This is a genomic window from Peptostreptococcus sp. MV1 (assembly GCF_000758885.1).
Lineage (GTDB): Bacteria > Bacillota > Clostridia > Peptostreptococcales > Peptostreptococcaceae > Peptostreptococcus.
Window position 1 is genome coordinate 1 of record NZ_JRNB01000083.1, and the last position, 23,150, is coordinate 23,150.

Consider the following 23,150-nt stretch of genomic DNA (forward strand, 5'->3'; position numbering starts at 1 on the left):
CGAACGGCACGCTCCGTGGTGTGAGAGGGAGGAGAAAGTCCTCCCTACTCGATTGGGAGTCAGGTCCTGTAGGATAAAAATAATTTATTTGGAGGAAAGTTATGGAAAAGTTGGGATTAAACGAGATCAGAAGTAGGTTTACTAAGTTTTTTGAATCAAAGGAGCACTATATAGCAAAGTCACATTCTTTGATTCCTAGCAATGACAAGTCTTTGTTGTTGATAAATTCAGGTATGGCGCCATTGAAAAACTATTTTTCAGGTGTAGAGATACCACCAAAGAACAGGATGTCAACAGTTCAGAAGTGTATCAGAACAGGAGATATAGAAAATGTAGGTGTGACAGCTAGACACGCTACCTTCTTTGAGATGATGGGTAACTTCTCGTTCGGAAATTATTTCAAGAAGGAAGCCATTACTTGGGCTTGGGAATTTATAACTGAGTGGCTTGAAATACCAGAAGAAAAAATTTGGGTGACAGTATATGAAAGTGATGATGAAGCTTATGACCTATGGAAAAATATGATAGGCTTCCCTGAGGACAAGATTGTTAGGCTGGGCAAGGATGACAACTTCTGGGAAATAGGCCTAGGACCATGTGGACCATGCTCAGAGATATACTTTGACAAGGGAGAAAAGTATGGTTGCGGTTGCGAAGATTGTAAGCCAGGTTGTGACTGTGATAGGTTCTTGGAATTCTGGAACCTAGTATTTACTCAGTTTGATAGAAAAGAAGACGGTAGCTATGGAGAATTAGACCATAAGAATATAGATACTGGTATGGGTCTAGAAAGAATGGCCTGTATAATGCAGGACGTGGATACTATATTTGAGGTTGACACTATAAAGTCTGTCTTGAATAAGGTATGTCAATTGGCAGGAATTACATACGGACAGGATGCTAAGAAGGACAAGTCTGTAAGAATTATAACTGACCATATCAGGTCTGTGGCCTTTATGGTTGGAGATGGAATACTACCATCAAATGAAGGAAGGGGCTACGTTCTTAGGAGACTATTGAGAAGGGCAGCTCGTCACGGTAGGCTATTGGCTATCAAGGGCAACTTCTTAAATGACATTGTGGATGTAGTATTTGAGACCTGTGGAGATGCATATCCAGAGCTAATAGAAAAGAAGGGCTATATCAAGAAGGTAATAGGTATAGAAGAAGAAAAGTTTGGTGAAACTCTTGAGCAGGGTCTAGAAATCTTGAAGTCATACACTGAAGAGTTAGTAGCCGCTGGTGGAGATACGATCTCAGGTAAGCAGGCCTTCAAGCTTTATGATACATTTGGTTTCCCTCTAGACCTTACTATGGAAATACTAGAAGACGAAGGTCTAAAGGCAGATACTCAAGGTTTTGAAATAGAAATGCAGGCCCAGAAGGATAGGGCTAGGGCAGCTAGAGGTAACAGGGAAGGCGATGCTTGGAAGGAAGACCCTCTAACATCATTAGAAGATGCTAGCTCAAGCTTTGAAGGTTACCATGACCTAGTTAAGACTTCAAAAATAAAGGCAATGGTAGTTGACAATGCCTTGGCCGATTCTATAGAAGAGGGAATAGAGGCAGCCATAATCCTAGACCAAACTAGTTTCTATCCAAACGGCGGTGGCCAGGTTGGCGACAAGGGGCAGATAGCAAGTGATAGGGGATTATTTGAAGTAGAGGATACTGTAAAAGGGGCTAACGGAAGCATCAAGCACATTGGTAGGCTTGTCAGTGGAGCATTTAGCCTAGGTGACCAGGTAGAGACAAGGGTAGACAAGTCCCTAAGAATGGATGCCGCTAGAAATCATACAGCTACCCACCTACTACACAAGGCCCTAAAGGAAGTCCTTGGAGACCATGTAAATCAGGCGGGTTCATTGGTTGAGCCGGATAGGTTAAGGTTTGATATAACGCACTTTGAGGCTATGACCAAGGAAGAAATTGCCAGGGTAGAGGCTATGGTAAATGAATTTATCCTAGAATCTCACCCAGTTACTGCTCAAATTATGAATATAAATGAAGCTAAGTCTATGGGAGCTATGGCCCTATTTGGAGAAAAGTACGGTGAAGAAGTAAGGGTAGTAAAGATGGGTGATTGTTCAGTAGAATTATGTGGAGGTACCCACCTAGATAATACTGCCCAGGTAGGTATGTTCAAAATCTTATCAGAAGGTGGAGTTGCTGCTGGCGTTAGAAGGATTGAAGCTATAACAGGCAGGGCTGTATACCACTACTTACTTGCAAAAGATTCGCTAATTGCCAACATTAGTGATATAATGAAGACAAGGGAAGATAACCTAGTTGTTAGGGCTACTTCAATAGTTGATGAAAACAAGCAGCTAGAGAAGGAAGTACATGATCTAAAATCTAAGATGAGTATGCAAAATGCTGGTAATGCTCTAGATGATAGTATAGATGTAAATGGAGTCAAGCTTCTAACAGCAAAATACGAAGATATGGATATGGATACCCTAAGAGAGGTGGCAGACAACCTAAGAGATAAGTTGGGTACAAGTGTTGTAGTCCTAGCAAATGTAGCTGGTGATAAAATCAACTTTGTAGCAACAGCTAGTAAGGATGCTATTGAGAAGGGTGCCCATGCCGGCAATATAGTAAGAGAGGTTGCCAAAATCGCTGGAGGTAAGGGCGGTGGTAGACCTAATATGGCCCAGGCCGGCGGAAGTGACAAGACTATGGTAGACCAGGCTCTAGCAAGTGCCCATAAGGTGGTTGAGTCACAGATTAAATAGTAGCAAGGAGGTTACTTATGGAAAAAAATTTAGAATACACAGTGAAATTTGAAACCTTGAATCAGGACAAGATGACTGTAGCCCAGACTATAGAGTATGTATATGACGCTCTAATAGAAAAGGGATACAACCCAGTCAACCAGATAATAGGATACATCCTATCAGGTGATTCAAGTTACATTACTAGCTACAAGAATGCCAGAGCCGCTATCAAGAGGTTCGAAAGAGATGAAATTCTAGAAGAAGTAATAACTAAATATTTGCATATAGAGGAGTAAGAGTTATATGTTTAAGAAAAGTTTGGCCTTGATAGTTTGCCTAGTCATGGTTTTTGGACTAGTAGGTCCTGGACTTGCTGAAGCTTCCCAAAAAGAGGAATCAGTATTTGCTACTGAGCGGGCAATGACTAGGGGAGAAATTGATCCAAAGGCCGATAACAATACTGCCAAGAACAAGGGCAAGGTAATACTTATTGACTTGAATAGGACAAATTACGAAAACCTAAAAAATATAAAGTTTTTAGCTGGCAGGTTAGAAAAGAGTGGCTACCTAGGTATGATGAATATCAGGGGTGACAAGGGCTACGATGACAGAAGAAACTATGCTAGTATGGGTGCAACAGGTAGGGTTAATATCCTGCCTGATACACCTGTGAACTTTAGCCAGTTTGAGGGCAAAAACCTATACAGGTATGCTACAAGTCAATCTCCTAAGAAGATAAATATGCTGGGGGTAAATAACGTAGACCAGTACAACCAGACCAAGGGTGAATTCAAGTCAAAATTGGCTTATCTAGGAGATACACTAGTCTCTAACGGAAAAAAGGTGGCTGTTCTAGGCAATAGCGACTATATTGATATGAACACAGGTCAAGAAATAAGAAATAGGGACTTTGCCCTTATGGTTATGGACAGCAGGGGTAGGATTGCCGACGGAAATGTAGACCTTATAAACAAAAAGGACCAGACCTTCCCCTTTGGTATATCTACTGACTACGATAGGTTGAAGAAAGACACTCAAAACTACTACAAAAAGTCGGATTTTTTGATGGTAAACCTAGGTGATACCTATAGACTAGATGAGTACAAGGTCAACCTGAACAAGAAGACCTATACTAGGATGAAGTACAGGATATACAAGCCTATTAGTAATTACTTGGAATATGTCTTTGATATGGCTGGCCCAAATGACACAATATATATAATGGGTTCATTTCCTAGCAATTTAGACTATGCCAACAACAGGAGATTGGCTCCCCTAATTAGGTTTGATATGTCTGAATCTAGTAAGGGGCTACTCATGTCATCTACTACTAGAAGAAAGGGTATTTTTGCAAATTTAGACCTGGGTGTAGATATATTAAATAGGTTCGGCCTAAAGAACCCTGAAATGGTAGGGCGTGTCCTAACAAACAAGCCTATGGACAATAGGGATGACTATATGGCCAAGGAGTACAAGAAAATTATAGCTATATCATCTATTAGGATGTCTATCATAAACATATATGTAGCTGTAATATCAATATCTTGGATACTAGGGGCCCTTGCCCTATGGCAGAGGGACAAGCTGCCTAAGAAGCACAAAAAGAAGATACTAAACTTCCTAAAGGAAATGGTTAAGTTGGGTCTAATAATGCCACTAGCCTTCCTGTCAGCCCCAATATTAAGGCCAGGTAGCCAGGTGCAGATTGCCCTAGCCATAGTATTTATGACTGTCTTACTGTATATACTAGGCAGTAAGATTTTTAAGGGTGATGACTTGAAACAGGTCGGTTTTTATTCTATCCTCATGATACTTTTGATAGTTATAGACTCTGTAATATCAACACCTTTGATGCAGAGTAATATAATGAGCTATGACCCTATGATAGGAGCTAGGTATTACGGGGTAGGAAATGAGTACGAAGGGGCGACTATAGGTAGTGCAATATTGGGTCTTGCCATATTGCTTGAGTATAAAAAGATACCTAAAGCTTGGGTGGCTATCTTCTTATTTATCGTTTTGATTACATCAGCCTATCCGAGTATGGGGGCCAATGTAGGTGGGGCCATTTCAGAATCAATAGCCTATATAGCCTTTGTATTAATGATATTTGGTGTGAAAATAGACTTCAAAAAGTCTATCCTAGTTGTACTTGTTTCTGGTTTAATTGTAGTAGTCTTTGCCGCAGCTGATATAATGTTGGGGTTAGGTTCTCACCTTGGTAACTTTATAAGACAGGTGCTAGCAAATGGTCCAATGGAGATATTTACAGTATTTGCTAGAAAAATTGATATGAATATACAGTTGGCCCAGACAACAGTATGGGTAAATATCCTATTGATAGGTTTATTAATACTAGGATTTACAATCTTTAGACCAAATAGGAACTTCTCCTATATGAAGGAGAGCCACAAGATAGTCTATGATGGATATCTAGCAATAGTTGTCGGTTGCCTAGTCACTTTATTGGTGAATGACTCAGGTATAATAGCAGCGGCTACAGATTCGATTTATTTGTTGATACCTATCATAATAATATTGATAAACAAATTCAATCAAAAAGAAGACAAGTATATTAATTAGGATAAGTAGGTGTAGATGTGTTAAGTGGAAGAATAATGGGGCTTGATATTGGCGACAATACTATAGGTGTCGCTGTCAGTGACCTGATGGGTATGACTGCCCAGGGTGTCACTACGATCAAGAGGTCCAGCAAAAAAAAGGATATAGAAGCCTTAAGGCAAATAATAGAGGAAAGACAGGTAAACCTGATAGTATCAGGTTTGCCTAAGAATATGAATGGGACTATCGGTCCCCAGGCAGAGAAGGTTATGAAGTTTTGTGACCTTATGAAAGACGAATTAGGTCTGGAAATCAAGTTCTGGGATGAGAGACTGACAACTGTATCAGCAGAAAGGATGCTGATAGAGGGAGATGTCCGCAGAAAAAATAGAAAAAAGGTCATAGATAAGCTGGCAGCTGTCTTAATCTTGCAAGGTTATCTTGATTCAATTTAATTTCGCTTAAAGTGTCAATAGAAAACATTTTTCTATTGACATTTTTTGAGAATTGATATACTATTAATGTAAGAAAGTTATCAATTGAAAAGGACGGCGATAAAATGGAAAATAACAACACAATGGAATTACTAAAAGAAAAATTAAAGGCAACAGGTTTTAAGATTACACCACAGAGAAGGGCTATAATCGAAGTATTGATAAACAATGAAAGCTCACATATGAGTAGTGAAGAGATATACGACAAGGTTCGTGTGAACTGCCCAGAAATAGGTCTAGCTACAGTTTATAGAACTATGCAGTTACTTGATGAGATTAATGGTATATCCAAGTTGAACCTAGATGACGGTTGTATCAGGTATGAAATAAACGTTGAAGGCGAGGATACACATCATCACCATCACTTGATTTGTAGAGAATGTGGCGCTATCATAGAGGTTAAGGAAGACCTATTGGATTCTATAGAGGCTACTGTGGAAAATAACTACAATTTCCAGATAAAGGACCACGACCTAAAGTTCTATGGACTTTGTAGCAATTGTAAGGATAAATAGTTGTCAGTAGAAAGTGATTATATTAGAAAATCAGATTTGAATGAAATTTAATATTAACAAGAAACTCAATAAATAAAAAAGCCCATGACATTGGTAGGTAAGTTTTAACCTCCGATAGTCATGGTTTTTTTATAGGATTAATATTTTATAGGTCTAATTTATAGTCTTCGTCCTTGATAAGGCCACGTTTTTTCATTATATTTGCCACTAGAAGTGACAATGTAGCAGGCAGTACAACATGTAGAAGTATGATTATAATTAGTAGGTGAAGCTTGTTCATCTGACCAGACATAGTCTGCCATGTCATCAACTGACCTACTAGTCCTGATGTTCCCATACCACCACCAGCAGGATTGTTCTGCATTTTAAATACTAGGGTAGCAAGAGGTCCCAAGATAGCGCTGGCCACAATTGGTGGCAACCATATAATAGGTTTTCTCATTATATTTGGTACCTGTAGCATGGATGTACCCAAGCCCTGGGCCAAGAGTCCATTCCAGCCATTGGACTTGAAACTAATAACAGCAAAGCCTATCATCTGGGCTGAGCAACCAACTGTTGCGGCACCTGCTGCCAGACCAGAAAGAGATAGGATTATTGAAAGGGCTGCAGAACTAATAGGAAGTGTCAAGATGATACCCATCAGGACAGATACTGCTATACCCATTAAGAATGGCTGTAGCTCTGTTGATACACGTATAAATTCTCCCAGACTTGCCATGGCCATAGCCAGGTAAGGTCCTACAAAATAGGCTACCATGCCACCTGTAAGGATTGTTACCAGTGGTGTGATGATAATATCTACATTGGTCTTGCCGGATACTAGACGACCGATTTCAGCGCTGACTACAACGGCTATAAAGGCACCTAGAGGGTCTCCTGCACCGGGTAGGATCAGTTGCATCTTGTCACTAAGTAGAAGCCCATTTGAAAAGGATCCTCCAAAGGCACCCAAAAGTCCTGTCACACTAGATGCTAGAATAACCAGCTTAGGTGATTTCAAGGCATGGGCTACACCTATACCTATGACTGGCCCAGTTAAAGACATGGCTACTACAGCTACTGTGAGTAGGAATGTAGCTATGCCACCTGTAAAGATACCGCTGATCTGCTTAATAATAAGTCCGATAATAAGAGTTGAAAACAAGCCCAAGGCCATACCGTTTAGGCCCTGTATCAGGTATCTATCGAATAATCTCCAGGCCAAAGAATCTTTGTTTTTTGACATATTAATTTACCTCCGATAATTTAGTAATATTTATGAAAATACAATGTATATTAGTGTATATACACATATATATTATATATTGGATTAACCTCAAAAGCAAGAATTAGATAGGACAAAATAGGGACATATAGGAGGGGTGTGTTGAGTTTATTTAATTTTTAATATATAATTTATCTTGAGAATTTTAAATGAATGGAGTTTTTATATGAATTTTAATAATATAAAATATGAAAGGATCGACTATGATTCAGTCAAAAAAGTATACGAGGAAGCAAATTCAAAGATAAGGTCAAGTACGGACTTCGAGGAAATCAAGTCCATAATATCAAGCTTGAACAAGACTAGGGTCCACCTTCAAACTATGAAGGAAGTAGCTGCCATAAAGTATTCTATAAATACAAAGGATGACTATTATGTGGAGGAAAATAAGTACTGGGATGAATATGGACCACTCTACCAGGACCTGGACTATAACTTTTACCAGACTCTTTTGCTTATAGATTTCAAGGACGAAATAATAGAGGAGTACGGTCAACAATTTTATAGCTTGATGGTCTGCCAGGTTAAGAGCTTTTCAAAGGATATAATAGGTCTCTTGCAGGAGGAAAACAGGTTGATGTCCGATTATACGGCCCTTTTAGCATCAGCCAAGATAGATTTTGATGGTAGGGTATGCAACCTATCAGATATGAACTACTATATGGAGTCTCTGGATGATTCAGTGAGAGAGGATGCAATAAGGGCACATACTGGTTTTTTTGAAGAAAATGAAGAACACTTCGATAATATATTTGATGGACTAGTTAAAATAAGGCACCAGATGGCCCTTAAAATGGGTTATGACTCCTTTGTTGATATAGGATATTATAGGATGCGGAGAACTGACTATGATAGGCATATGGTGGCTGATTTGAGGGAAAGGGTATTGGATACTTATGGACCAAAGGCCCAGGCCCTCTACCATGACCAAGCCAAGAGAATAGGCAGGGATAAGATTGACTATTTATGTGAAAAGGTTGAATTTCCTGACGGTAATGCACAACCCAAGGCAGATGCCAGTCAAATATTTGAGTCCGGCAGACGTATGTATTCTAGCCTGTCAAAAGAAACCAAGGAATTTTTTGATTTCTTGACTTCAAATGACCTTTTTGATGTAGAGGCAAGGGAAAATAAGGCCATGGGAGGATATTGTACAGTCCTGCCTGAATACAAGATGCCTTTTATATTTGCCAATTTTAATGGTACTGTGGACGATATAGATGTCTTGACACATGAAGCAGGTCATGCCTTCCAGATGTATATGTCTAGACATATAGAAATGCCAGAATTGATATTCCCTACATTGGATTCCTGTGAGATACATTCAATGAGTATGGAATTTTTCACCTATCCCTGGATGGACCTTTTCTTTGGTGATGATGTTGAAAAGTACAAGACCTACCATTATGCATCTGCAGTGAAATTTTTACCGTATGGGTGTCTGGTAGACCATTTCCAGCATGAAATATATAAAAATCCAGATATGAGCCCAGCCCAGAGGAAGTCCACTTGGAGGAAGCTAGAAAAGAAATACCTTCCTTATAGGGATTATAGGGATTTGGATATTCTCAATAGGGGAGGTTACTGGTTTAGACAGGGGCATATCTTCAAGGACCCATTTTATTATATAGATTATGTATTAGCTCAACTTTGTGCCTTGAATTTTTATAAAAAAATGCAAGAAGATTATAAGCTGGCTTGGGAGGATTATATAAAGATATGTAAGTTAGGTGGCAAGTATTCATTTTTAAATTTAGTAAAAGTTGCAAATATCGATAATCCTTTTAATTAAATTAGGTAAAATAGGACAATGATGTTTGACTTGACAAAAAATTAAAAAGATTATAAAATGGAGTGTGGGAGTATATCCCTACAAAAATTTATGATTTGAAAGCTGGAATTTTTGTTAATATGCGAATAAACGAATATTGAATGAAAATGAACTTTGAAAACAGAATAAGACAAAGGAGGTGGACGCAATTATACCTTATATAATAATAACTGCTATAGTGGCAGTATTACTAGGGCTATTAATTGGTTATGTTATCAGAAAAAATATCTCTGAAGCCAAAATCGGCCAGGCAGAAAATCTTGCCAAGGAGATTGTTGAAAAGGCGAACAGGGATTCTGAAACTGTGAAGAAAGAAAAACTTCTAGAAGCTAAAGAAGAAATTCATAGATTACGTACTGAAGGCGAAAAAGAGAACAAAGAAAGAAGAAACGAAGTACAGAAATATGAAAAGAGAGTTTTACAGAAAGAGGAGACTCTAGATAGGAAGATTCAGTCTTTAGAGCAGAAGGAAGTGAACCTACAGAGGAAAAATGAGGCAGTTGCGAGAAAAGAAAGTGAAGTAGAGGAAATAAAGGTCCAGCAACAGCAGAAATTGGAGAGTATATCAGGCTTTACGACAGAGGAAGCCAAGGAAATCATACTTTCTAATGCAGAGAGAGATGTCAGAAGAGAGATGTCTCTGATGATAAAGGAAAAGGAGGCCCAGGCCAAGGAAGAAGCTGAGAAGAAGGCTAGAGAAATCATTGGCTATGCTATCCAGAAATGTTCTGCAGACCATGTTGCTGAAACTACTGTATCAGTAGTTAACCTACCTAATGATGAAATGAAGGGTAGGATAATTGGTAGAGAAGGTAGAAATATCAGGGCTTTGGAAACATTGACTGGTATAGACTTGATAATAGACGATACTCCAGAAGCAGTAATCCTATCAGGCTTTGATCCAATTAGGAGAGAGGTGGCCAGGATTGCTCTTGAGAACTTGATCAGTGATGGTAGAATACATCCAGCTAGAATTGAAGAGATGGTTGAAAAGGCTAAGAAAGAAGTCCAAAACATCGTCAAGGAGGCTGGTGAGCAGGCCATGTTTGATACAGGCGTGCACGGTCTTCATCCAGAGCTTGTCAAGCTACTAGGTAGACTTAAGTACAGGACTAGTTATGGTCAGAACGTATTGAAGCATTCTGTTGAGGTTTCTATACTCGCAGGTATCATGGCAGAGGAAATTGGTGCAGATGTCAAGCTAGCTAAGAGGGCTGGTTTGGTGCATGATATCGGTAAGGCTGTTGACCACGAGATAGAAGGTACACATATAGAAATAGGTATGGACCTATTGAAGAAGTACAAGGAATCAAAGGATGTAATACACGCAATGAGTACCCACCATGGTGATTATGAGCCACAGACAGTTGAGGCTGTCTTGGTTACAGCTGCAGACGCTGTTTCTGCTGCTAGACCAGGTGCGAGAAGAGAGACTCTTGAAGCTTATATCAAGAGACTTGAGAAGCTAGAAGAAATAACTAATTCATACGAGGGTGTAGAAAAATCATTTGCTATCCAGGCAGGTAGAGAGGTCAGGATAATGGTTAAGCCAGATTCAGTAAGTGACGAAGAAATGCACTTATTGGCTAGAGAAATGACTAAGAGGATAGAAGAAGAACTAGAATATCCAGGTCAGATCAAGGTAAGTATAATTAGGGAAACAAGGGCTACTGATTACGCAAAATAAGCAATTGTGAGATTAAAAAAGGAACCAAGAGGTTCCTTTTTTGTGTATAAAGTTAAATTATATGGTATAATAATGAAACAAGTATATTTGTTTCTTACTATTAAATGGGAGGTATTGGTTTTGAAAAAGTTCACAAATATAGTTTCAAATCTTGACGCTCTAAAACTAAAAAAGGTTGAGGAATTTATTTACAATAATGTAGATGACAAGGTGTTTATACTTCCAAAGGTAGTGCCTTTTAAGGGGGTAAATACAGACATGCTATACATAAAAGATAATAAAATTCTGTTTATAAAATTTATGGATACTACAGAAGACTTATTTTCTTTCTTGGATGAAGAGATTCTTGAGATAATGAAGGAAGAATTTGAGTTGATGTGTGAAAACATGTCTAGATATTTCCCACAAATTGCCTATAACTACGTTTTTGTAATGCCATATATAGATTATATAGAGGACACATATGGTATGGATGATTTTGTTAAAGAAAATATTATATGTGGATCAAGAGTAAAAGAGTTGATAACTGAAGATGATATAAATTTTGACCAATATCTAAAAGAAGCAAATGATGAAATTAGCCTTTCAATGTACCTATTGAGGATTTGCACGGAATATTTTGCTTTTACTACAGGTGTAAATACAAGCAACAAGTTAAAGAAAATCAGCTTTCATGATAAGTATCTAGACTATAGGTTTGCCCTGATGGATGACGAACAGATAGTAAATATAGCTTCGGCCAACTACGGTAATCATGCTATCCTAGGTGGATCTGGAACAGGTAAAAGTGCTGTTATGATGGGTAGGGTCATAAAGTTATCCAAGATATACCCCCACCACAATTTTTTGATACTAACCTTTACAAAACAACAGGTCAATAAGTATATTGAGCTCTTGGACATATTAAAGGTTGATACAGAAAATATAATGGTATACACATTTAGTTCATTTATATTCAAGCTTGCCAAGATAAACAATCTGGTAATAGACTATAATTTAGTTAAGAGTCACTATGACAAGGCCTTTGCTAATATCATGAAGCAGGTGGATAATTCTGTCAAGAATAAGAAGATGTTTAAGGGTATATTTATTGATGAAGCAGAGAATATGAATGAAGACGATATCAAGCTGATATACCAATTCTTGTACTCAAGCAAGAGGGTATTTAATGTGAATGTCTGCAAGTCATATAATATAAATAATAGTCTCAATATATACAAGTGTAAGATTAAGGAAGACATAGAGTATGAAGATGAACTTTTCTTGGAAAAGAATTATAGACAGTCTGAAGAAGTAGTTGACTTTATCAATCGCTTCTGTGATAGGTCAAATGACTATATAAGGTCCCTGAGGGACAATATCTCCAGTACAATTTTTATGAAGACCAAGTCCATATACAAGGGTGGTATGAATGTAAACATACTAAAGGTTGATGACCTAGATGACCAGATACATTCTGTTATATGGGAGATCCAGCACCTTATAAAGGATTGTGGATTTAAGCCAGAGGACATAGCAGTTGTCTACCCATTTAATAAGAAAAAATTAAAGAATGGCAAGATGATATACTTCCAGTATATGCTGAGAAAGTCATTGGAAGATGCAGATATAGCCTATATGTATGCAGATGACACTGTTACCAATCTTACGCCAAAGACAGGTGTTACCATTTCCAACATATATTCGATAAAGTCCCTGTCATACAAGGCCATTATTATATGTGAACTAGAGATGCTCTACAACCACAAGGTCAATGCAGAGGACCAGGACTACCAGGTAAATGACTTCGTGGGTGACCTCAACAAGGTATATACTGCCATGACAAGGGTAGAGAATTACCTGTCAATCATAGTATCATATGATAGGGATTCCAGTGATATATTCAAGCTTTTGATGGACTAAATAGATCTAGCTGGAAATGTTAGTAAAATACAAGCGTTTTATAAGAGATAATAATGAGGATAAAATAGACAAATAAATTAAAAGAGGTTTAGCATACCGCCATATGTAGGTGGGAGCTAAACCTCTTCTATCTTTACTGGTCCAAGTGGCCAGTTATTTTTTTACTTATTTTATCCCAATATTGCAAAGTATAAAAATACGATTATACCTAGGATAATTCTATAAACACCAAAGGCCTTGAAGTCGTGCTTTTTGATATATGACATAAAGAACTTGATAACTATGACAGATACAATAAAGGCCACTAGTGAACCTACAAACATTACAAACCATTCAAAGCCTGTAAATGCAAAGCCTGCCTTCAATAATTTTAACAGGCTGGCACCCAACATAGTTGGTATAGCTAGGAAGAATGAGAATTCTGCAGCTATAAACCTAGATGTACCGATTAGGGTAGCACCTATGATAGTTGAGCCTGACCTAGAAGTACCTGGTACTAGGGCTAGGCATTGGAATAAGCCTATCAAAAGAGCCGTCTTGTATGATACCTGACTAAATTTTGTAATCTGAGGTCTCTTGTGCCTGTTTTCTATCCAGATCATAATTACACCGTATATAATCAAGGCTCCTGCTACCACAGAAGGTTTAAAAAAGATTTGATCTATCTGATCTTCGAATAGTACTCCTATGATACCAGATGGTAATACGGCAATCAAGACCTTTATCCAGAGGTCCCAAGTAGCCTTTTTTGCCTTTGGACTCTTCCTGCTTGAAAACGGATTTAGCTTATTAAAATATAGGATTAATACTGCTAATATGGATCCAAACTGTATAACTACTAAAAAGGTATCTATAAATTTCTTTGAGCCTGCCAGGTGTAAGAACTGGTCGACCAAAATCATATGTCCCGTGCTACTGACTGGTAGCCACTCTGTTATTCCCTGGACAATACCGAGGAAAACCGCCTTAAAAATTTCTAACAAAAATACATCCTCCTTTTGTAAAATTCTACTACTAATAGTACCACAAGAAAGGTTATAAATCAATGATTTGACTTATAAAGATTTTATTAAAAAGTCCCCCAGGAGACTTAAATCTGGCTGGGGGAAAAAAATAATTGTATCTATGTAGTTTTACTTATGGCCAGCAGCCTTGTAGGCTTCTAGACCAAGCTTCATGCATTCAGCAGCGGCCTTTAGGTCATCAGCATTAAGTATGTAGGCTAGTCTCACTTCATCTCTTCCTAGTCCAGGAGTAGCGTAGAAGTTTTCAGCTGGTGTAGCCATTGTAGTTGCACCATTGTGTCTGAATTCATTTAGCATAAAGATTACGAAGTCTTCTGCATTTTCTACTGGAAGCTTGACCTGCATATAGAAGGCTCCTGTTGGCTTTTCACAAACAACACCAGGGATTTCCATGATTGCATCGTATAGGACATCTCTTCTGTGGCAGTATTCCTTATTTACTTCTTCAAGGTAAGACTTTGGTGTCTTGTATAATTCTGCTGCACCAACCATTTCTAGTGTAGGTACGCATAGTCTTCCCTGACAAAGTTTTAGAACTTGGGCTATGAAGTCCCTATTCTTACAAGCTAGAGAGCCTATTCTAGCTCCACAAGCAGAGTATCTCTTAGACACAGAGTCAACAATTATTACCCTGTCCTCAACATTTTCTAGGTTACCAAAGCTAGTATACTTCAATCCATCATATACAAATTCCCTGTATACTTCGTCAGCTATTATCCATAGGTCTTTTTCTATAGCTATTTCTGCTAGCATCTGCATCTCTTCAAGAGTATAAATAGCACCAGTTGGGTTACCAGGATTTGAAAGTAGGATAGCCCTAGTGTTTTCGTCAATGCTCTTAAGAACTTCTTCCTTAGCTGGTAGGTGGAAGCCATTTTCAGCTCTTGTAGTAATAGGATTTATCTTAACGTCTACGCAAGTTGCAAAACCGTTGTAGTTAGTGTAGAAAGGTTCTGGTATAAGTATATTTTCACCAGGATTGCAAAGTGTTAGCATAGCAAATAGTAGGGCTTCTGAACCACCATTAGTTATTAAGATTTCACCATTTTCAAAGTGCATATCATAAGTCTTGTAGTAGTCTATCATAGCAGACACTAACTCTTCAGAACCAACTGAATCTGCATAAGCTAGGACAGATTCATCAAATTCTCTGACAGCCTTCATAAAACCTTCTGGAGTCTTGATGTCTGGCTGTCCAATATTTAAGTGATAAACCTTGACACCGTCTTTTTTTGCTGCTGTTGCATATGGAACAAGCTTTCTTACTGGTGAAGCCTGCATTGAACCAACTCTGTTTGAATATTTCATAATTTTCCTCCTGTATATCTAAAAGTTAATAACGTTTTCTTACACAAGAATAATATAACACAAAAGTAGAAGAAAATAAACAATTATTGAATATATTTATAATTTAACAAAGTGATACTGGCTTTTTTAGAGGTTTTGACTAAGGATTATGTTTGTAAAGGCCATAAAAACTATAATTTATTGATTTTGTTTTATCAGAGGTGGGTTTTTATTAAGCCTTATATGGTATATAATATAGCTAATAGATTATTGTGAAAGCTAATATGAGGTGAAGTTATGAAAGAGATGAGAAGAGACCAGATAACAGGTGATTTGATTATATATTCTAGCTACAGAAATAAGAGACCACACGATACTGTCAAAATTAATAAAAAAGAGGAAGATGAAGGAAAAATAAACAGTGATAAGTGTCCGTTTTGCAGAGGAAACGAGCACTTAAATGATATACCTACCTATCTTATAGAAGAGGATGGAGAATGGATAGCCAAGTCTGTGAAAAATAAATTTCCTATAATTGATTTGGAAACAGAACATATTTTTGGAGAGCACGAGGTCGTAGTCGAGACATACAGGCATAATGGAAGCTATTATAATATGTCTCTTCAGGAGTTCAGCAATGTTTTTGATATGTATATAGATCGTTATAAGGGCTTATCATCCAGGTCTGGGATTGAGTATATAAATATATTTAAGAACTCTTTGAGGGATGCCGGAGCTTCACTTATGCACCCACATTCACAGATAGTATCTTTTAACCTTATACCTGCTGAGATAATCAAGGAACTAAAAGTAGCACGATCCTATATGGAGCATCACCATGAGAATTTATATGATCATATAGTAGAAAGTGAGATTAGTCATGCCAAGAGATTGGTCTATAACGGAGAAAAATTTTTGGTGTTTATACCCCAAGCTACTAGATATAATGGTGAAATAAGAATAATATGTAAAGAAGAAAAGAAGATTGACCAGTGGAGTCAAGATGAAATTGGTGAAATATCATATATATACAAGAAACTTTTTAAGAAGTGGGAAGAGTATAATGACGGTGAGATTGCATTTAATGTAATTATACACACATATCCTCTGAGTGGTGACTATGATGACGTATTTAGGACGCATTTTCATATTATACCTAGAAAGTTTAATTTTGGAGGATTTGAACTTAGTACCAACTTATTTGTGTGTGGCACAGATCCAGAAGAGTTGGCAGCAAGTTTAAGATTTTACTAGTAGGTATTATATTTTAAGTTAGTTTTTGAGATAAATTGACTCAATTTACTTGAAATTATTTACAAGTTGATATATAATGTAAAAAAACAAAATGCGAATATTAAATGGAGTTATTCAATAATAATTCATATATTTTAGGAGGAAATATGTCAAGTTTACTGTACTATATAAAAAAAGAAGATCATTCAAGTGAAAGATTAAAGAAGATACTTGAGGAGAATAGATATATAAAGTTTGTTTCACTGATGGGTGTAGACCTAGGTGGTAATGCCACTGATGAAAAGATACCAGTTAAGTTGGTTTTGGAAGATGTCGAAGAATTTTTGAATGCGTCTATACAGACTGATGGATCTTCAGTTGAGCTTTATAATATAGCCACTCTAAACAATGCCAAAGTAGACCTAAAGGCTGACCTAGATGCGGTATGGTTTGTGGACTATAATCACGATTTTATAGATGAAGAGACTGGTTGTCCGGTTGGAACCTTGAAAATACCTGCATTTTTAATACACGATAACAAGAAGGTGTGTTCTAGGGGTACCCTTGAAAGAGCGGATAAATATTTTAAGGATAGCATAAGTGATATAATAAAGAATAATCCTCAAATTCTAGAAAACACGAACATTGACAGTCCGGATGATATAGAAAGTATTGAATTAACATCAGCTACTGAATTGGAATTCTGGGTTAATACGCCAGAAGACAAGGCTGACTTGGAAAAATTATTCGTATCGCAGAGTTTGAAAGAGCAATATTGGAAGAGGACGCATGGAGTAATTAGAACTTGTCTGGAAAAGTGTCTTATAGCCTTAGAAAATTATGGGTTGGAGCCGGAAATGGCCCACAAAGAGGTTGGAGGTATCCACAGTTCTATAAATATAAAGGGTTCTACAAATCACGCCATGGAACAGCTTGAAATTTCTTGGAAGTTCAATACGCCTCTTCAGGCAGCAGATAATGAACTATTGGTAAGGGAAATAGTATATGATATATTTGAATCAAGTGGTTTGGAGGTCAGTTTCAAGGCCAAGCCAATTCATGGTGTAGCAGGTAGTGGTGCCCATGCCCATGTCAGTGTGGCGGTCAAGCTAAAAGATGGAAGTTTTGTCAATCTATTTGCACCTAAGGACCTAAGACAGGATTACTTGAGCCCTATAGGCTATGCGTCTTTGATGGGTATGCTGAAGAACTATGAGGTACTAGCTCCAATAGTTACTAATACAAATGATGGCTTCAATAGGTTGGTACCAGGCTTTGAGGCACCTGTATGCGTAGTTACATCACTAGGTCATACATATGATACACCATCTAGGAACAGGTCTGTCTTAGTTGGTCTGATCAGGGATATAGAAAAACCAAAATCATTGAGGTTTGAGTTGAGATCACCTAACCCACTATCAAATAAATATTTGGTAATAGCTGGTTGCTACCAGACTATGTTGGACGGTATTAAGGCAGTCGCAGAGGCTGGTCAGTTTGATACTAAGGTATTGGAAGCTGAGTTGTCAAAGTCTCCTAGTGACAAGGGATTCTACCTAGAAGAGGGTAGGGCTTACAGGGATGAAAATAATGTATTCAACTACTATACACTTGAAGAAAGGAATAGTAGGTTTGGTCAACCACCAGCAACTGTATATGAGGCTATGCTTGCATTTGAAACATATCCAGACAAGTTGAAGTCATTGACACAGGGTGCAGTATTTACCGATGCAATTATAGATTCCTTCAAGGTTGGTTCACTTGACAAGTGGAAAAAGAAATTATCATCAAGGATAATAGATAGGAATATTAGGCTTTTGACATCCTTTGTAAAGCTGCACACAAATGATAATATGGATGCCATAGATGAAGTAATGTGGGATGCCATAGAGCAGATTAAATATGACCTTATGAAAAATACCCTAAAGGGTCCATCAATCTATGGAATGATAAAGAGTGCCATAGATATCGGTAACTACAAGGAGGCTTCCGACCTACAGATAGAGGCCAAAAAAAAGATGGAGGAAGTCCAGCAATTGTATGTTAATTATAGGAAAAATATTTTATAAGTAGAGCTTCCTAAGACCTGCCCAAGTTAGATAGAGAGCTTAAAATATATTTAAATAATCTAGTTAGGATAAAAAGCACAAGTAGAAAATGGAGGTTACATGTCCTTACATAGACTATCATCTGTTAATTAGACTCTGGTTCTAAGAAAGTGATAAGTCTATCGTGTAAATATGTGACCTCCATTTATTTTTTACTTTAATCGAATATTATATTTGGCAAAGTCTTCCTAAGAAGTCTTCAAACATTATTCCATCGTTTCTATCTATTCCATCAAGGCTAGCAGTGTAGTTTACTGCTTCATATATAAAATCAGTGGCAACCTGGCAACTATGACCTATATCAAAGCCCCTAGTGATAAGGGCAGTAACTATTGAAGTAAATATATCTCCAGTACCACTAAAACTCATCTTGTTGTATGGCTTGCCGATCTTGGCCATAGTATCAGTATGCGCATCATATGATACATTATAGATATACCCATCAACGAGGAAGCCTGTAATTATAACTAGACCAGGCCCTTGTTTAGCCAGGTCCCTACAAATGTTTTTTAGGTCGGTATCACTATAGTCGAAATAGTTAGAATCTAGTCCCAACAATAGGTTTGCCTCAGTTATATTAGGTGTGATTAAATCAGCCATTGACACCAATTTTTTCATCTCCAAAACATAGTCACTGTCGAAAATAGGGAACATAGTTCCTAAATCACCGAGTACAGGATCCACAACAACTAGGGCTTTTGGGTTTAAATTTATTAAATTTTCAACCAACTTGATTTGTTCAATCGATCCCAAAAAACCACTATAGATGGTATCAAATTTTTGCCCAAGATCTTGCCAAGTTTTGATATATTCTTGGATTGACGATGTAAGGTCTACAAATGTGTACTTTGGATATCCAGTTTGACTAGATAATACAGATGTAGGCAGCGGGCAACACTGGCACTTTAGAGCTGAAATAAGAGGCAGGGCAACAGTGAGTGAACACTTACCTATACCAGAAATATCATTTATACAAGCAATTTTTTTCTGCATAGCAATTCTCCGTTCTAAATATATTTTCAATAACTATTATATCATCTATATAATCTAATGTCTAAAAATACTGCGGGGTGGTTTATATTTTGAGAAAAAAATAATACTTGTATGGAATGTATGAAAAATTTTAAAATTGTAAAAAAATATTTAATATTTCTATCATTTTTATTGACTTAAACTCATAAGTATGTTATTGTTAGAGAGTAGTGAATCACGAAAAGAAAGTGGTTCATAGTTTTAGGAGGAAGTTAATGAAAATCGGAACAGTAAAATGGTTTAACAACGAAAAAGGATTTGGATTTATTTCAGTTGAAGGAGAAAATGACATATTTGTACATTTCTCAGCAATTCAGGGAGATGGATACAAGTCTCTAGAAGAAGGTCAGAAGGTTGAGTTTGAAGTCGTAGATGGCACAAAGGGACCTCAGGCTGCGAATGTAACAAGAATATAATTTGAGATTTAAGATATAAAACATATATTAAGTAAAGAATTTTATCAAGATTACATTGATGGACCAACATAGTTGGTCCATTTTTCATGTAAATTTTTAATTTACTAGATATCTCTGTAAAAAAATGTTATACTTAAAAGTAGGGATAGGTTGAAAATATTCTAAAAGGAATAAAAATCTATAATTAATAAATATATTTATTCAAAATGGATATAGAAAGATGATTTTAAATATATTAGGAGGTTTGGTTATGAACATAATGTTTTTCATTACGCCAAAAAAAGATGTAGTAAGTGTAAGCGACAAGGATAATTTAAAGACAGTCTTGAAGACGTTAAACGAGCACAAGTTTTCTTCTGTGCCAATTATCAATGCTGAGGGAAATTATATAGGAACAGTTAAAGAAGGAGATTTGTTGTGGTATCTTTACCAGCAGTCTTCTTTTGATGATAGGTTGATGGAGACTACCAATATTATGGATGTACCTAGGAGGTCTACTAATATAACAGCCAAGGTGGATGCAAATGTTGAGGACCTATTGCATATCTTGATTAGCCAAAACTTTGTTCCGGCCATAGATGATTCTAATATATTTATTGGCATAATAAAGAGAAGAGATGTAATATCCTATGCCTATGACAAGATTAAGAACGATGAGGGATATATGAAGGACTTTTTCCATGCTAGAAAGTTGTCCGTTAAGTAGATAACTGAAGTACGCTTTTATAGTAGAGCTAACTAATAAGGAGGGGATTTTATGTATAAGGAGAAAATGGTAACCGGTGCAATGATTGCAACTATGCTTTCAGCCAGCCTAGTAGCTGCAATGGCAATTGACAATGTAGTATTTGAAGATACTAACATATAATATAAAAAAGGCTCAGTACTTGCTACATGTACTGAGTCTTTTGGATTTAAATAATATTTAGAAGGTATGAGACCTAATTCATATGAAGATTACTTCATATTATTTCTTGTAACGACTACACCGATTTTACCTACTGGATTGTAAGTAATCTGTACCAATGTATTTTTCTTTAACTTTTCTAGGTCTTCACCACCATACTTAAGGTCTAGCTTGATTGGCTTTTTTCCCTGCTTGATTAGGACTGTATGACCGTCCTTGCCTTTTTTCTCAAGGCTGATAAGATTACCCACATAAGGAGTAAATTCCTGGTATTTCTTACCTTCATTCTTTAAGTAGAAGTATCCACCCACTGCTGCTAGAATTTCTAAACCTAAAAGTGCCCACCAAGGAATCTTTGCAACTACTCCTATAACTATCAATACTACCATTGCTACGATTGGAATAATAGCCTTCTTCATCATTAATTTTCCGATTATGTCGTTTGCCTTTTTTTCAGGACCAGTCATAGTCTTCTGTCTTGCATACTGGTCAGCAAATCTATCTCTTATGCCCATAATTAGCCTCCGTTTCCTATAATTTCTTAAAATAATATATAAAAATACTATACTATTTTAACATAGATTGTTGGAAAATAAAAGGTATAATGTAAATATTATGCGATTTCATTAATTTGAATTTATTTTTTCAGAGATAAATTTTAAGATTGAAACTTGACTATAGAGGGCCTATTTTGATACTATGAGGGTGTAGATTGGTTTGAGAATAAAGTTTTGTATATAATATGTATATAATATATTAGGGTGTGGTATAGGTGTCTAGACATAGTTTGAAAAAAAAGAAGAAAGAAAAAGAAAAAATAGGTTTTATTGAGATGTACTTTAGGTTGGTCAGTCTCTTATTCTGGCCTGTTTATTGGTATAAGTGGACGGTTATAACAGTAGAAAATTACAACACAATACTTTTTAAGATTTATGGTGTTCTGGATATTCTCTTTATATTTCTATTGCTAGTTTTCTTTTTGTTTAAAAGAGACAAGAGGTGGTGGTACTTTATATTTTCCCTATCGATGGCTACCTGCTATTTGGTTTCCCTTTACAGTTTTATAATGGTTCCTGTCGATATTAACTGGCTTTATATCAAGATAGGTACTATAATTATAACTATGATAATATCTTGGAATCTATTGAGAAGAGAGAAAAATGACATAGGTGTAGTAGGTTTATTGACAGGTGTATTACTGCTGATAATGACATATTTTTATTAAATGTTTTGAAGTGATTAATAATATTTATATGCAAAACATTATTTGTACTTTTAAATAAGGGTTCTAATAGCAGATATATATGGACATAAGTCATAAAAAATGCTATGATACTAGATGTAAGACAATAGAAATTATTAGGAGGACGAAATGGAAGAATTAGATTTTTTAGCTAAAGTTGGCGACAAAGTTATAACTCAGGAAGACCTTGAAGCTGCTATTGCTAGCTTAGATGGATATCAGAGACAGCAGTTCGATAATGAAGAAGGAAGAAAGAGAATCTTGGCTGACATGATAAACCAGGAATTGTTCTATCTTGATGCAATAGAAAAGAAGATGGATCAGGATGATATATTTGTAAATGAAATGGAATTAGTAAAGGCAAATATGTTGAAGCAGTACGCTATCAATGCTTGTTTGGCTGCAGTTGAAATAACTGATGATGAAAAGTTAGCCTACTATGAAGAGAACAAGGATGAATTCAAGGAAGATGAATCTGCTAGCGCTAAACATATCCTAGTAGATAATGAAGAATTGGCCTTAGAAATAGAAAAGAAGATAAACAAGAAGGAAATATCTTTTGAAGATGCAGCTGTAGAATACTCTTCTTGCCCATCTAAGTCTAATGGTGGCGCCCTAGGTACATTCGGTAGAGGTCAGATGGTTCCAGAATTTGAAGAAGCTGTCTTTACTATGCCTGTTGGAAAAGTATCTTCTCCTGTAAAGACTCAGTTTGGTTACCACCTAATCTTAGTTGATGAGCGTAAGGAAGCTAGACAATTAGAATATGAAGATTGCAAAAAGGATGTAGAACAGTCTCTTGCATTCAAAAAGCAGAACGAAGCCTTCCTAGCTAAGATGACAGAGTTGACTGAAAAGTACAAGGACATCTTAACTATAAAGGGAGTAGAAAAGTAATCTATAATTTTAAATTTTATGCTT

General features: G+C 36.7%; 19 protein-coding genes. 14 read left to right on the forward strand and 5 right to left on the reverse strand.

Annotated elements, in window-relative coordinates; translation table 11 throughout:
• The first annotated feature begins 101 nt into the window (after positions 1 to 101).
• From alaS to HMPREF1639_RS06025, 5 genes are all read left to right on the forward strand, one after another.
• Positions 102 to 2,738, forward strand: a complete 2,637-nt coding sequence (gene alaS, locus HMPREF1639_RS06005) for an alanine--tRNA ligase (protein WP_036764435.1) — start codon at positions 102 to 104, stop codon at positions 2,736 to 2,738.
• 17 nt (positions 2,739 to 2,755) lie between these two features.
• Positions 2,756 to 3,016 carry an IreB family regulatory phosphoprotein gene (locus tag HMPREF1639_RS06010; protein ID WP_036764437.1) on the forward strand — a complete coding sequence of 87 codons (261 nt, stop codon included), beginning with the start codon at positions 2,756 to 2,758 and terminating at the stop codon, positions 3,014 to 3,016.
• 7 nt (positions 3,017 to 3,023) lie between these two features.
• Positions 3,024 to 5,303 carry a hypothetical protein gene (locus HMPREF1639_RS06015; protein ID WP_036764438.1) on the forward strand — a complete coding sequence of 760 codons (2,280 nt, stop codon included), beginning with the start codon at positions 3,024 to 3,026 and terminating at the stop codon, positions 5,301 to 5,303.
• A 17-nt stretch (positions 5,304 to 5,320) separates the two neighbouring features.
• Positions 5,321 to 5,737 (forward strand): Holliday junction resolvase RuvX, encoded by a 417-nt coding sequence (gene ruvX, locus HMPREF1639_RS06020; RefSeq protein WP_084572479.1) that lies wholly within the window; start codon positions 5,321 to 5,323, stop codon positions 5,735 to 5,737.
• Between the two features lie 104 nt (positions 5,738 to 5,841).
• Entirely contained in the window at positions 5,842 to 6,291 is a 450-nt protein-coding gene (locus HMPREF1639_RS06025; RefSeq protein ID WP_036764442.1) for a Fur family transcriptional regulator, read from the forward strand.
• A gap of 145 nt (positions 6,292 to 6,436) precedes the next feature.
• Here the strand turns inward: HMPREF1639_RS06025 and HMPREF1639_RS06030 are convergent, their stop codons facing one another.
• Positions 6,437 to 7,519 carry a PTS transporter subunit IIC gene (locus HMPREF1639_RS06030; RefSeq protein ID WP_036764443.1) on the reverse strand — a complete coding sequence of 361 codons (1,083 nt, stop codon included), beginning with the start codon at positions 7,517 to 7,519 and terminating at the stop codon, positions 6,437 to 6,439.
• A gap of 205 nt (positions 7,520 to 7,724) precedes the next feature.
• On the opposite strand from HMPREF1639_RS06030, the gene HMPREF1639_RS06035 reads away from it, so the two are divergent.
• From HMPREF1639_RS06035 to HMPREF1639_RS06045, 3 genes are all read left to right on the forward strand, one after another.
• Positions 7,725 to 9,350 (forward strand): M3 family oligoendopeptidase, encoded by a 1,626-nt coding sequence (locus HMPREF1639_RS06035; RefSeq protein WP_036764445.1) that lies wholly within the window; start codon positions 7,725 to 7,727, stop codon positions 9,348 to 9,350.
• 187 nt (positions 9,351 to 9,537) lie between these two features.
• A complete protein-coding gene (rny, locus tag HMPREF1639_RS06040) occupies positions 9,538 to 11,076 on the forward strand; it encodes a ribonuclease Y (RefSeq protein WP_442956600.1) in 1,539 nt (512 codons plus the stop codon).
• 120 nt (positions 11,077 to 11,196) lie between these two features.
• Positions 11,197 to 12,978, forward strand: coding sequence for a UvrD-helicase domain-containing protein (locus HMPREF1639_RS06045; RefSeq protein WP_036764449.1), 1,782 nt, complete (start codon positions 11,197 to 11,199; stop codon positions 12,976 to 12,978).
• A 170-nt stretch (positions 12,979 to 13,148) separates the two neighbouring features.
• Here the strand turns inward: HMPREF1639_RS06045 and HMPREF1639_RS06050 are convergent, their stop codons facing one another.
• Positions 13,149 to 13,961 (reverse strand): undecaprenyl-diphosphate phosphatase, encoded by an 813-nt coding sequence (locus HMPREF1639_RS06050; protein WP_036764451.1) that lies wholly within the window; start codon positions 13,959 to 13,961, stop codon positions 13,149 to 13,151.
• A gap of 150 nt (positions 13,962 to 14,111) precedes the next feature.
• The gene (locus HMPREF1639_RS06055) at positions 14,112 to 15,311 is read right to left on the reverse strand and encodes a pyridoxal phosphate-dependent aminotransferase (protein WP_036764452.1); all 1,200 of its coding nucleotides are present in this window, start codon (positions 15,309 to 15,311) and stop codon (positions 14,112 to 14,114) included.
• A gap of 276 nt (positions 15,312 to 15,587) precedes the next feature.
• Between HMPREF1639_RS06055 and HMPREF1639_RS06060 the strand changes: the two genes are divergently transcribed.
• Complete coding sequence (locus HMPREF1639_RS06060; protein WP_036764454.1) at positions 15,588 to 16,544, forward strand: galactose-1-phosphate uridylyltransferase; 957 nt, start codon at positions 15,588 to 15,590, stop codon at positions 16,542 to 16,544.
• A 146-nt stretch (positions 16,545 to 16,690) separates the two neighbouring features.
• On the forward strand, positions 16,691 to 18,592 hold the full coding sequence (locus HMPREF1639_RS06065; RefSeq protein WP_036764456.1) for a glutamine synthetase: 1,902 nt from the start codon (positions 16,691 to 16,693) through the stop codon (positions 18,590 to 18,592).
• 207 nt (positions 18,593 to 18,799) lie between these two features.
• Here HMPREF1639_RS06065 and HMPREF1639_RS06070 read toward each other — a convergent pair whose 3' ends face one another.
• On the reverse strand, positions 18,800 to 19,624 hold the full coding sequence (locus HMPREF1639_RS06070) for a pyridoxamine kinase (RefSeq protein ID WP_156955956.1): 825 nt from the start codon (positions 19,622 to 19,624) through the stop codon (positions 18,800 to 18,802).
• Positions 19,625 to 19,878: 254 nt separating this feature from the next.
• On the opposite strand from HMPREF1639_RS06070, the gene HMPREF1639_RS06075 reads away from it, so the two are divergent.
• Both HMPREF1639_RS06075 and HMPREF1639_RS06080 read left to right on the forward strand, forming a co-directional pair.
• Entirely contained in the window at positions 19,879 to 20,079 is a 201-nt protein-coding gene (locus HMPREF1639_RS06075; RefSeq protein ID WP_036764458.1) for a cold-shock protein, read from the forward strand.
• A gap of 250 nt (positions 20,080 to 20,329) precedes the next feature.
• Positions 20,330 to 20,785, forward strand: coding sequence for a CBS domain-containing protein (locus tag HMPREF1639_RS06080; protein ID WP_036764459.1), 456 nt, complete (start codon positions 20,330 to 20,332; stop codon positions 20,783 to 20,785).
• A 251-nt stretch (positions 20,786 to 21,036) separates the two neighbouring features.
• On the opposite strand, the gene HMPREF1639_RS06085 is transcribed toward HMPREF1639_RS06080, so the two are convergent.
• Positions 21,037 to 21,501, reverse strand: a complete 465-nt coding sequence (locus HMPREF1639_RS06085) for a hypothetical protein (RefSeq protein ID WP_036764461.1) — start codon at positions 21,499 to 21,501, stop codon at positions 21,037 to 21,039.
• 257 nt (positions 21,502 to 21,758) lie between these two features.
• On the opposite strand from HMPREF1639_RS06085, the gene HMPREF1639_RS06090 reads away from it, so the two are divergent.
• Positions 21,759 to 22,211, forward strand: a complete 453-nt coding sequence (locus HMPREF1639_RS06090; protein ID WP_052045438.1) for a hypothetical protein — start codon at positions 21,759 to 21,761, stop codon at positions 22,209 to 22,211.
• Between the two features lie 147 nt (positions 22,212 to 22,358).
• On the forward strand, positions 22,359 to 23,126 hold the full coding sequence (locus tag HMPREF1639_RS06095; protein ID WP_036764463.1) for a peptidylprolyl isomerase: 768 nt from the start codon (positions 22,359 to 22,361) through the stop codon (positions 23,124 to 23,126).
• The last annotated feature ends 24 nt before the right edge of the window (positions 23,127 to 23,150 follow it).